The organism is Kangiella sp. TOML190 (genome assembly GCF_023706045.1).
Lineage (GTDB): Bacteria > Pseudomonadota > Gammaproteobacteria > Enterobacterales > Kangiellaceae > Kangiella.
This window is the reverse complement of sequence record NZ_BQYL01000001.1, coordinates 1744075-1756658: the sequence shown is the minus strand read 5'-3', so window position 1 is coordinate 1756658 and position 12584 is coordinate 1744075. Positions and strand designations below refer to the sequence as shown.

At 43.2% G+C, this 12584-nt stretch carries 10 protein-coding genes; 4 read left to right on the top strand and 6 right to left on the bottom strand.

The window, feature by feature from the left end:
* Positions 1-27: 27 nt before the first annotated feature.
* From NFS34_RS08415 to phhA, 4 genes are all read right to left on the bottom strand, one after another.
* On the bottom strand, positions 28-1011 hold the full coding sequence (locus NFS34_RS08415; protein ID WP_251359562.1) for a fumarylacetoacetate hydrolase family protein: 984 nt from the start codon (positions 1009-1011) through the stop codon (positions 28-30).
* 55 nt (positions 1012-1066) lie between these two features.
* On the bottom strand, positions 1067-2197 hold the full coding sequence (locus NFS34_RS08410) for a homogentisate 1,2-dioxygenase (RefSeq protein ID WP_251359560.1): 1131 nt from the start codon (positions 2195-2197) through the stop codon (positions 1067-1069).
* 29 nt (positions 2198-2226) lie between these two features.
* A complete protein-coding gene (hppD, locus tag NFS34_RS08405) occupies positions 2227-3261 on the bottom strand; it encodes a 4-hydroxyphenylpyruvate dioxygenase (RefSeq protein ID WP_376707975.1) in 1035 nt (344 codons plus the stop codon).
* A gap of 423 nt (positions 3262-3684) precedes the next feature.
* Positions 3685-4488: a phenylalanine 4-monooxygenase gene (gene phhA / locus NFS34_RS08400; RefSeq protein WP_251359556.1), complete on the bottom strand. Its 804-nt coding sequence runs from the start codon at positions 4486-4488 to the stop codon at positions 3685-3687.
* A 342-nt stretch (positions 4489-4830) separates the two neighbouring features.
* Between phhA and NFS34_RS08395 the strand changes: the two genes are divergently transcribed.
* Positions 4831-6795 carry a transglycosylase SLT domain-containing protein gene (locus NFS34_RS08395; RefSeq protein ID WP_251359553.1) on the top strand — a complete coding sequence of 655 codons (1965 nt, stop codon included), beginning with the start codon at positions 4831-4833 and terminating at the stop codon, positions 6793-6795.
* 166 nt (positions 6796-6961) lie between these two features.
* On the opposite strand, the gene NFS34_RS08390 is transcribed toward NFS34_RS08395, so the two are convergent.
* Positions 6962-8221, bottom strand: a complete 1260-nt coding sequence (locus tag NFS34_RS08390; protein WP_251359551.1) for a hypothetical protein — start codon at positions 8219-8221, stop codon at positions 6962-6964.
* 121 nt (positions 8222-8342) lie between these two features.
* On the opposite strand from NFS34_RS08390, the gene NFS34_RS08385 reads away from it, so the two are divergent.
* From NFS34_RS08385 to NFS34_RS08375, 3 genes are all read left to right on the top strand, one after another.
* Positions 8343-8639, top strand: coding sequence for a DUF6763 family protein (locus NFS34_RS08385; protein WP_251359549.1), 297 nt, complete (start codon positions 8343-8345; stop codon positions 8637-8639).
* Positions 8640-8752: 113 nt separating this feature from the next.
* Positions 8753-9406: a uracil-DNA glycosylase gene (ung, locus tag NFS34_RS08380; RefSeq protein WP_251359547.1), complete on the top strand. Its 654-nt coding sequence runs from the start codon at positions 8753-8755 to the stop codon at positions 9404-9406.
* A 47-nt stretch (positions 9407-9453) separates the two neighbouring features.
* The gene (locus NFS34_RS08375) at positions 9454-11190 is read left to right on the top strand and encodes a hypothetical protein (RefSeq protein ID WP_251359546.1); all 1737 of its coding nucleotides are present in this window, start codon (positions 9454-9456) and stop codon (positions 11188-11190) included.
* Here NFS34_RS08375 and NFS34_RS08370 read toward each other — a convergent pair.
* Entirely contained in the window at positions 11182-12564 is a 1383-nt protein-coding gene (locus NFS34_RS08370; protein ID WP_251359544.1) for a formimidoylglutamate deiminase, read from the bottom strand. The two genes, NFS34_RS08375 and NFS34_RS08370, sit on opposite strands and share 9 nt — an antisense overlap.
* Positions 12565-12584: the final 20 nt, after the last annotated feature.

Genomic DNA, 12584 nt, shown 5'->3' with positions numbered 1-12584 from the left:
AACTTGAATACCTTTGTTGGAATCTATTTACAGGTCGTATTTTTCGACGGTTTGGTGAATTTTACCGAAAATCGAATTGCCACTATCATCAAGCATTTCGATACTGACTGAGTCACCAAAACGCATAAATGGGGTTGTCGGCGCGCCGTCTGCAATGATCTCCAACATCCGCACTTCGGCTAAGCAAGAAGAGCCAGTCGACTCGTCTTTATTAGAAATAGTACCTGAACCAACAATAGCGCCCGCTCTTAATGGACGAGTTTTGGCCGCATGAGCCACGAGTGTTGGAAAATCAAACACCATGTCCACACCACAGTCAGGGTTACCCAACAAATCGTCATTAAGGTAAGTAACTAATGGCAAGTAAACTCGTTTACCGTCCCATTTATCACCTAACTCATCCGGCGTTACGGCCACTGGCGAGAAAGCAGAAGAAGGCTTTGATTGGAAGAAACCAAAACCTTTGGCTAATTCACCAGGTATCAAATTACGCAAAGAAACATCATTCACCGTCATCAACAAGCGAATTTCTTTCTCCGCCATCTCCGGAGTCGCACCCATAGGTACGTCGCCTGTGATCACCGCCACTTCCGCTTCCATATCAATACCGTATTCCTCGGAAGCCATTTGAATATTGTCACGCGGCCCAATAAAAGCATCACTGCCGCCTTGATACATTAACGGATCGTGCCAAAAACTCTCTGGCATCTCCGCATTACGCGCTTTTCGCACTAACTCAACGTGGTTCACATAAGCTGAACCATCGGCCCATTGGTAAGCTCTTGGTAAAGGAGATTCGCAAGCGGCTTGATCAAAATCAAAGCTCTCTTCAACTTCGCCAGCATTCAAGCGACCATATAACTCTTCCAAGTCAGGCTTGAAAGTATCCCAATCGTCTAAAGCGGCCTGCAAAGTTTTCACATGGTACGGCTTCACCGCTTTTGTCAAATCGCGGCTCACCACCACCAAACGGCCATCACGGCTACCATCTTTTAGAGTTGCTAATTTCATTATAATTCCTATTTTTACTTAAAGGGGGCAGACCTAAGGCTTGTCCCCGATTTGTTTATTCTGACGCTTTCCAGCTATCAGCATATTCGGGATTTTCCACCCCACTCATGGCATCAGAAACTTCTAACGCATCACGCGTATCGAGCATCACCGCCACTTCGTCGGTTTCTTTTTTGGCGTACTCCAAACCAGCCTTAAAGGCTTTTGGATGCGGCCCATGGGTAAAGCCTGACGGATGGAAAGTCACCATGCCCGCGTCGATATTATCACGGCTGAAAAAATCACCCGCATGGTAAAAAAGCACTTCATCAAAATCATCATTGTTATGATAAAAAGGGACTTTCAAGGCACCTGGATCCGACTCAATCGGACGCGGCACGAAAGTACAAATCACAAAACGACTGGCAACAAAAGTGGTGTGCGCCGACGGTGGCAAATGATAACGGTGTGACATTAACGGACGAATATCGCGCCAATTGATCCGAACCACCGATAAATCACCGTGCCAACCAATCGCATCCAGCGGCGAATAGTTAAAGTGTACTTTCGAGATCTGGCCACGGCGCTTAATTTCCACTGTCCAAGGAGTCTCGTCTTGTTGCGCCTTAAACTTTTCGTTTATTTCTGGCACATCCAACATCGCAGGATCAAAAATGGCTTGCGGCCCCACCAAACCTTTATCTGGCAATTGATAACTATCATTGGTAGCCTCGATAAGCAGCATGGTCATTGGCTCGTTAGGCTCCAAGCGCCACATGGTACCGCGCGGAATGACCACATAATCGCCATCACGAATTTCCATATGCCCATAATCGCAGAACAAATCGCCCTTACCTTTATGGATAAACAACAATTCGTCGCCATCGCCATTGCGCGCCAGTTCAGGCATCGCTTCATTGCAATCCCAAATTCGGAATTTGCAGTGGGCGTTGAACAATAAATCTTGCGCCATCCAAGGTGAATTGGCGTTTTTCTGTAAATCATTCAAATCAAAAGCACGCGGCCTTAACGGCCCTTCCCACTTTTCCCAAGCGGTTGGCGCGCGCTTATGGTGAAAATGCGCGGTTGGCCCAAAAAAGCCACTGCGGCCTGCTTCACGCTCATAAATCCCCTCTTCAGGCAGATCGGCATGCGCTTGGCGCGAAATGGTGCCTTCTTTGTGCGGAAATGAAATCCACTTACGCATAGGTTACTCCTTACCTGAAATTAAGCAGCTTAAATCACACCACGGTCAATTTGATCTTGCTCAATCGACTCAAATAATGCCTTGAAGTTACCCTCACCAAAACCTTGGTTACCTTTACGTTGAATGATCTCAAAGAAAATGGGACCAATTACGGTGTTGGTGAAAATTTGCAATAAAATACCTTCTTCGTGATCCAAAGAGCCATCAATCAAAATCTGGTTTTTACGCAATTTTTCGACGTCTTCATGGTGCTTTGGAATACGGCGCGGGATCATGTCGTAATAAGCACCTGGAGTAGGCATAAAGTCCATACCGCCTGCGCGCAAACGTTCAATGGTATCGTAAATATCTGGGGTGGAAAGCGCGATATGTTGAATACCCTCGCCTTTGTATTCTTTCAAATACTCTTCAATTTGCGATTTTTCATCCGCCGATTCGTTGATCGGGATACGCAACTTGTTGCAAGGACCGGTCATCGCTTTTGAGAATAAAGCCGTTTGCTTACCCTGAATATCGAAATAACGAATTTCACGGAAGTTCGCGATCTTTTCGTAAAAATCTGCCCAGCGATCCATACCACCACGCACTACGTTATGGGTTAAGTGATCGAGAGTTTGCAACCCCATGCCCACAGGAAATCTATCAACACCTTCGATGTAGTCGAATTCGTCATCATAAACGCTGCCTTCAGGGCCCCATTTATCGATGAAATACAAAACCGAGCCGCCAATTCCGTAAACTGCAGGATGCGAAGAATGCTCTGGCTTATCAAAAGCTTCTGCACCATTGGCAATCGCGTGCTCATAAGCTTTTTGCGCATCTTCTACCCGCCAAGCCATGGCACAAGCACAAGGGCCGTGTAATTGACTAAACTCGTTGAAATACCCTTCCGTTTCACCATTAATCACAAAGTTAATATCGCCTTGACGGTACAAAGACACGTTTTTGGTTTTGTGGTTAGCAACCCGAGTAAAGCCTAGTAACTCAAACAAGTCGCGTAATTTTTGGATACCCTCGGCATCCGGCGCTGAATATTCAACAAACTCGAAGCCGTCGGTGCCCATAGGGTTAGCCACTGGCTCGGTTGGCGTTGGCGCGCTGGTAACTTTTGCTTGTAAATCTGATGCTTGTAAATCTGACATTATGTTGTCCTCAATCTTATCTAGAGGTTAAATTTTTGGCCTTTGAGATTTTTCAAACGCCCTTAATTAATCAATCATGAATATAGATTTGCACTTAATTGTGCCAAACCTTGAGAGCTATTTGCCGACGAATGGGCTCCATTGCGCGCGGATCTGCACGGCAACGAGGTAGGTAGGAATATGATATTTATTAAAAATCAATAACATAAAGTTAATTAATTAAAGTGATTTGTCACCTAAAGAGTTGCGCATATTATGCTACAAAAGGCCTTTTTTCTCAATAAAAGCCAAGCTTTAACTCGCCTCTCACCAAGATCTTAAAAGCCAGTTTTTGACCGCTATAAGTTAGCTGGCTAGCTTTTCTTCCTTAGGCGGATACAAGGGTTCATGCAAGCCCAAACGTTTGGCCTCTTCCACCATAGCCATCACATCCGCGTGCGCCAGTTCGTAGAGCTGCTTTAAATCTTCCAACACAAAATACTGCGGTTGCATAATATCGATACGATACGGCGTTCTTAAGATATCAATGGGGTCGAATGGCTTACGGATCACGTCCGGATTGTCCAAACTGTGCGGAGTTTCACCGATTGACGACAAGATTCCACCACCGTAAATACGAGTACCTTGCGGGCTTTGCATCAAGCCAAACTCCACTGTAAACCAGTAAAGACGCGCTAAGAAGACTCTGTCTTGTTTAGAAGCCGCAAAGCCCAACTTACCGTAAATTTCAGTAAATTCAGCAAAATAAGGATTGGTCAACATGGCGCAATGGCCAAAAATCTCATGGAACACGTCCGGCTCTTGCAGATAGTCCATTTCTTCAGGGGTACGAATAAAGGTGGCGCAAGGGAATTTTTTATCGGCTAACAGGGCAAAAAACTTATCGAAGTTAATCAGCGCCGGAACCCAAGCCACTTCCCAGCCAGTTTCTTTGCGCAATACGCTGGAGACTTCTTCAAGCTGCGGGATCCGATCTTTAGGTAAATTAAGCTTTTCTAACCCTTCGAAGTACTGCGGGCAAGCACGATCAACAATCAATTTTTCTTGGCGCGTGATCAGAGTATGCCAAGTTTCATGTTCGGTATCGGTGTAGTGTATAAAACCTTTATCGTCCATTGGACGTGCTTTATATTTAGTACCTTTCGCCATTTCATTACCTGCTAATATTAAAAGTCTAGCTTACTGTTTTCGCGCCCACATTATCATGAGCTTACCTGCTAAACTCAAGTAAAAAATAATCAACACCGCTTTAGAGAGGTCCAAGTCGGATCAGTTCCAAATAAAAATTACAAAAAAACATTCTAAATTTTACCTTTTGTAACTAATTCTTTTTAAATTTCTCTTTAATAAATGAACAAAGTTATTTACAGTTAATGTATCGGGCGGATCTATCAAAAAATCATTAAACAATCACCAATTGGCTAACAATACCGACTCGAATACTGACGCTAACAACCCCGTTTTGAAGGATAAATAAGGAAGAATCTCGTAATGTGGAATACAAGAAAGCTATTGGTTAGGACAGGCCTAATCCTAGCAGTAAGCTGTTTCAGCAGCCCAGCCTTAACGGCTACCCCCTCAAGCAACCTTAATCAGCAACAAAAATTGTTCTTAAAAGCCGAAGCGGTGCTTAAAAAAAATGACCTTAATAGCTATCGGCAACTAGAATCACAACTGGCGCACTACCCGCTAAAATCTTATTTGGAGTTTGACTACCTTTCCAAGAATTTATCGCCCGCCAATCAAAGAGCTATTGATCAATTTTTGAACCTACATCCCGATTCGCCGTTGAGCCCGCGATTAAAAGCTCGTTATATCAATGCGTTAGCTAACAACAAACATTATGAGTTGTTCAGTCAATATTATCGGGATCTGTTCCCAAGCAGTAAAAATGCGAAGTTAAAGTGTTTGTATCTGCGCCATCAATTGCAAACAGGCGCTGATCGACAAGAAATTTTTGCTGAGACGCGAAAGTTGTGGAACGTTGCTAAATCGCAAAATAGCGCTTGCGATCCCTTATTCAAAGTATGGCAACAAGCAGGTAACCCAAGCCAGCAGCTGGCCTTTGAGCGTTTCAATAAAGCCGCTCGCGAGGGTTCCGTTTCGATCATTCAGTACCTTAAAGGGAAAATTCCGCGCAAAAATCAGTATCTAGCTGACTTATGGACAAAAGTGCGTAAAAACCCAGGCGTGGTCGCTAAGCACAATTTCTTTCCACAGAAAAACCGTGAACAAGAAGCTGCCATCGCAGTTTTTGCGATAAAAAAATTGGCCTGGGGAAATCGCGACTCTGCTTATAAAGTCTGGCGCAAATTAAACCGCCATATGGTCTTTCCATCGGCACTAAAAGCAGAAGCCGAGCGAACCTTATTTCTAGCCTTAGCTACCGAAAACAACGCTAAAGCCTTGCCTTGGGCTAAGCGGCATATTAATCATTATCTTGATGATGAACTGCTAAGCCATTGGAAACTTGCAACTTTTTTACGAGCCGAAGACTGGGACTTGGTCAAAGAGCAACACGATTTATTGCCCGAAGAACTGCAAAATAGCAATCAATGGCGCTACTGGTATGCCGAAGCGCTTAAGCGCACCGGCGACTCGGTTACTGCCGACACTATCCTTAAACAACTAGCCGCCGAGCGTGATTACTATGGCTATAAAGCCGCGGCCAAACTCAAATTACCGTTACAACTTAATCATAAGGCCTCGGTAATCCCCGCCGAAACCATGAGTCATGTTAAAGGCATGTCGAACATTGAGCGCGCTAAAGAGTTGATTGCCTTGGGACGTTTTCGCGATGCCAACCGCGAATGGCGTAGTTTGATCAAACGCCTAAGCTCACCAGTCGAAATCCAAGCTGCGGCGAAGATTGCCCATGATTGGGGCTGGTATAATCAAGGGATCTTGACCATCGCCAAGGCCAAAGTGTGGGACGATACGGATATTCGCTTCCCTACGGCGTTTAAAGAAGATTACATTGTGATGGCGAAAAAAGTGGATTTAGAGCCCGAATGGCTAATGGGCGTGACGCGCCAAGAAAGTGCCTATGGGCCTTATGCCGTTTCTGGCGCAGGTGCTTATGGCCTAATGCAAGTATTGCCTTCCACGGCAAAAATCTATTCGAAAAAATTAGGCGTAAAATATTCAGGGCGACAGGATTTATTCAATCCTGATACCAATATCGAAATGGGTAGCCATTACTTGAAATTACGCTACCAAGAACTGGATCAAAACCCGATTTATGCCTCTGCCGCCTATAACGCGGGCAAACATCGGATCGAAAAGTGGAAAGCGTTTGGCCGCTTCCCGACCGAAATTTGGATTGAGTCAATCCCTTACACCGAAACTCGAGACTACATTAAAAAAGTGATGACCTATCGCGCCATTTACGCACTAAAATTGAATAAAAAAGATACGGTGTTTGATTATATCTTAAGGACCGAAACCGGGGGATAAGCCCAAGCAAGCCAAATTAAGCTCTATTTATGAGGTATATTTTAGACTAGATTTACTCGTTATCTAGCCGAGTTAAATAGCACTAAGCTAAAGCGTATTTTTGTTGCCAGTATTTTTAATACCGCAAAAGTATGTAACCACACAGCAGCGCTATTTAAGCGCTAGCTTAAAAATACTTCTCTAAACTAATCCCAATATAGTCATCGTTTCTAATTTGAAAAAACACTGATTCGAAGGGTTTATTTTCGTCAAAGCCGGTTAAATAACGGGCTTCTAAAATAATTTTCCAGCTATCGCCGATTCGGCGATTAGCTTCGAGATTTATAAATTTTTGCCCATCTTCAGTATGCAGGTAACTCAATAAGGCTTCTGTTGACTGCTCATCATTCATGGCCAAACGAAAACCAGTGACGATAGCATCTTGGGCTTTAAATCGAGCCCCTAAAAAATCGCGACTATCGGTTTGGTATTCTAAAATCATACCTAAGTCCATGCCGGATCCTTGCATATCGTAGAAGGTATATTCAAAACCCGCCACTGCAGCCCAATGCCTATCTTCATCAAAACCGGAGCGAGAAATGGCTTCCAATTTCCAAAGCCAAGCATCGATCGTTGCTTGCAGATCAAGGCTGGTTTGATCAATGGTCACATACAAAGGTATCAGCGTTGGATTGGCCGGATTTGATGTGTTGACAACAAACAAAGGTTCACGACTCGTTCCCGAAAAGTGCGCTAAGCCCAATTCCCAATCACCCAAACTTCTTGACCAACGAATGGCGGCATCAAGGTTATGCTCTTCGTCATCGCTAGCATAAATTGGATTGTCGGTGTCAATATCCAACGGCGAGCGCAAACGGCCATCGGGACCAGCAAACGTTCGCTCACGAAAGTAAGGCAGGACAAAAAACTCTAACAAGCCCCAATCCTGCTCAGTAGATAAGTGCAACATAGGTTGCCCTAACTTATCCTCACCATCAACATTTTCCACAAAGTCCGTTTGGTTGATCACGTCCACCAGATGTTGCGATTCGGCAACGCCCCAATACACCTTACCAATCCCTGCTTTAACTTCCCAAACATCACCAACATAGGTAAACATCAATTCTCGGATATCGCCGTGAGTGCGCTCTGAGTCTTCACTATCCCATCGGAAAAAAGGCTTAAAAGTCACCGACCAATCTGCATTTTCCCATTCGTGATAATATTCTGGCTCAAAAGCGAGCGAGAAAAATTCATCCGCTTGTCCAAAATCAGCTTCTTGCGTAAAAAAACGGCCTTCCGCTTGAATTTGCCCTGACCACTCAGAAGCATCAACGGCAGTTATGCCCAGACAAAAGCCCAGACTAACAAGTAAAGATTTGATCGGAGAAATAGCAAAAGAGTTGTGTTGCATCACAACATACCAACTGGTTTGTAGTGACGACATTCTATGAAAATCGTGTGCCAAAAGCCAGTCTTAATAATTGAGCAGTAGTAATCAAAACCGCCAAAATGATTGTGCATTTTTTAACCAGTATGGTACATTTGAAGTGTAGAAGGAATTAGACATGAATAAGCCTGTGATAGCCCAAAGAGGGCACTGGTATAAACGCCGGGATCTTAATGCTTTATTTGAAGTTGTCGCCATTGACGATGACGACGATACCATTGAAATTCAGTATTTTAATGGCGAAATAGAAGAGCTGGATCAAACCAGCTGGCAGCAATTAAGCATTGCAAATGCGGCACCACCAGAAGACTGGTCAGGCGCGCTAGAAGTAGAAAAATATGCGATTAATGATCGGGTAACCGACGCCCCAACGAGCCTTGACGAAGCCTTAAACATTCTTGATGGCTCAGACTAACCAACTGTAATAACTCGATTAAAAGTTTTATTTCAAAAGGCGCAGCCATTTGCGTCTAGTCATAATTTGAGTAACAATCCACTCTCACTATTGATATCAATATCCGTAATGGTATGGACTGGAAACAAGCGCTTAAAGGTTTAAAGCAACAAGACTATTATCAAGCCGTTATGCACTTTGTAAAGGCTGAACGCGTTGCTGGCAAAGTCATTTATCCCCCGCAGCGGCAAGTGTTCCGAGCCTTAAGTGCGACCCCTTTTGATAAAGTTAAAGTGGTGATTTTAGGACAAGATCCCTACCACGGCTCGAACCAAGCCAACGGACTTTGCTTTTCGGTTAATAGTGGTGTGCGACTGCCCCCTTCTTTGAAAAATATTTATAAAGAACTCGCCTCGGATCTAGAGATTGCCACACCACAAGATGGTGACTTAACCTCTTGGGCTGAGCAAGGCGTTTTGTTGCTCAATGCGGTATTAACCGTAGAAGATAGCCAAGCAGGCTCACACGCCAACCGAGGCTGGGAGCAAGTCACGGATACCATTATCCGTTCCCTCAATCAGGCGGATAAAACCATCATTTTTTTGCTGTGGGGAGCTTATGCGCAAAAGAAAGCTCAACTGATCGACACAAAGCATCTCGTCTTACAAGCACCCCATCCATCCCCTCTTTCGGCTCATCGAGGCTTTTTCGGTTGCCGGCATTTTTCAAAAGCAAATCAATTACTTGTGGAACATGGCCGGAAACCGATAGAATGGACACTCGAATAAAGTGCTAATAACAATAACTGTATTAAACACTAAAGAGAAACCCACTAATGAAAAAAATGCCAAGCATTAAACATCAACTATTGTTGAGCTATGGCTGCCTTTGTTTGTTGTTAGTGGTTTTATTTAACTACTTTAATCTTAAAAACAACAAAGCAATTTTTCTGACCCAACAAGCGCAGCAAGCAGAAACCATTCTTGAAGTCTTAGCTTTGCGTATTGAATTGCCTTTAATCGTTGCCGACAAGAATGCCGTGCTGAATGCGCTGGAAGATTTAGCTTCAATAAAAGATATCAGCCAAGTTAAAGTTTTGGATATTAATGGCGATAAATTTTTGGAGAAAGAGTTTACGGTTATTTCAAAAGAACAGCACACGATGCAAGGCAAGCTCTATCGCAAAATAGTTCACCAATCGCCAGGCAGCTATGATAGCTTTCCTTTCGATAGCCAAACCAACAACGGCGCTAAAGCTATTGGCATGATTGAAATGAGAATGCTTCCTTATTACTTAACCGAATCAGCCAAGGGTCACTATAATTTTGTTACTAACCTTATTTTAATCGGTATTTTAGCGGCATTCGGGATCCTCTTGCTGTATCAAAATCGAAACGCTGCTAACAACATAACCAACATTAGCAGGATGCTAAAAAATAGCGTGTTGCAAAAATCAAAAAAGCCTAAAACCTCTGAATTGTTCGAGTTGAGTGATTTGGTACAAAATTTCGCTCGTCAAAGCAATCATAAAGATAACTACCTAGAAAACTTAAAACAAGAAGTAAAATATGCCAGAGAAGATGGCTACTTGGAGTTACACCGCTTTATTCACTATTTACAACACCAAAAAGACAACGAAAATCTCAACAATCTTGAGGTTTTCTTTAGCTCAGTTTTAGCCAAAGGCGCTAGCGCCAAATCTCTGGTTAATATTGCCCGCCTGCTAAAAAAATCGATTGCGGAACACTCTCACTTAGCCGATGAATTCAATACTTTGATTATCGAGTATTATTTAGAAAATGCTATCGAGTCGGATGTTCTTATAGACAAAAAGCTACTGTCTAACTTTTTAGACTTATTCTTAAAACAAGTCATTTTGATCTGTAAAAACTCCGAACTTAAAATCAGCGTTGATATAACTCCGGTGCAAGGCAAGCTGCAAATTTTACGGCTATCCGTTGAATCAGACTCGCCAAGTTTTTTGCAGGCGCTTGAAGCCCAGAGCTTGTTTGATTTTAACGACAGTTCAGAGATTTCTATCACTTCAAACAATACTAACTTAATTGCCAGTAAACATTTGCTGCATAAAGCTGGTGGCGATTACTTTATTACCCAACACGAAATTCGATTAGAATTTCCAGTCAACGTCAAAAAAAGCTCGATTTTATACAGTAACTTACCTTTGGTGAACCCACTGCAAATTCAATACGAAATATTAGTTTATGACTCAGATCCTATTGACCGCATGGTTTTAATGGGCTACTTGGAAAAGTTTGGCCAAGCAGTAGATAAGGCCACCACCAAGCAAGTAGTATTGCAAAAAATTCGGCGCCAAAATTTTCATATTATTTGTGTCAACTCAGAGTTCTTTTCCGATCAGGATCCTTACTTTTTGAAAAACTTTAACAGCGAATATCAAAATATGGACAAAAAACCTTTGGTTATTGTGGTTTCCGGCGACACGAATGTACAAAAAAACTCACACTTCGCCTCACTCAACGCCCTATATCTACCCAAGCCAATCCCGTTGAACGAATTAGCTCAGATGCTCAAATCCATTGACTCAAATTAAACGAGCAAGGGTCTTTTTAAAATTAGTAATAATGGCTTGTTCGGCATGATGCTCACCGTCTGCAACCACTTTCTGCCCTTTACACCAAACACTGGCGATAGACTGGTTCGACTGCTGGTTAAAAATAAAACTATCAATAAGCTCATGATTGCTTTTCATCAGTAGCGGCAAGCTGTTATTGTTCAACTCTATAAAATCCGCTTTGTTACCAACAGTCAATTCACCTGTTTGATTGTTCAAGCTTTGTGCGCCGCCCTGCGCCGCTCGACTCCATAAATAATGCCCATTGGAACTAAAATCTCCGCCGGTTAAAACCGTTCTTGAGTGACTCAGCAAACGATTTTGGTATTCGAGCCAACGTAATTCTTCAGTAGCAGACACCGAAATATGACTGTCACTACCAATCCCCCAACGACCCTGATGAGCTTTATAGTCCTGCATCGCAAAAAATCCATCGCCTAAGTTAGCTTCGGTAGTGGTACAAATTGAAACCACTGCATTGGAATCGGCAACCGCTTTCACTTCAGCATAAGTCATATGAGTAGCGTGCACCAAACACCAACGATGATTTAATTCAAAATTATCAAGCAGCCATTCAATAGGCCTTGCTCCATAATGCGCTTGGCAATCCTCTACCTCTTTAAGTTGCTCCGCGATATGGATATGAATAGGCGCATTTGCATCAAGTTCGTTTAGTTGGTTAATGGCATAATGAATGTCCGCCTCGCTAACTGCACGTAAAGAATGCGGCGCTATACCAAAGTTTTGCTTATATTTATCGGCTAACCGCGCTACTAGGTTTAGTAACTTGGCATAATCTTCTTTACTATGAATAAACCGCTTTTGACCATCATTTGGCGCCTGCTGACCAAAGCCACTGTAGCGATAAAATACTGGCAATAAAGTAACGTTGATACCGGTGTTTTGCGCCGCCGCAAAAATGCGTTGCGACATTTCGGCGGGATTGGCGAATTGACTACCCGAAATATCATGGTGCAAATAATGAAACTCACCAACCGAAGTATAGCCGGCTTTTAACATCTGCATATAAAGCGCGCTAGCTATCGCTTCAAGATCGTCTGGCGAAATTTTTCCTACAAAATCGTACATGATTTTGCGCCATGACCAAAAACTATCTTTGCCCTTGCCACTTTGCTCAGCAAGCCCCGCCATCGCCCATTGAAAAGCGTGCGAATGATTATTGACCATTGCTGGAATGATGGAGCCTGATACTCGCTCACCCTCAAAATCACTAGTCAAAACCTGATTCTTGCTAAGCTTAGCGATGATTCCAAACTCATCAATTTCGATTAAAACGTTTTCAGCCCAGCCATCAGCGAGTAGAATATGTTTTACAAAAATTTTTTTAGCCATGCCTTTGGTTGCGATTAAGC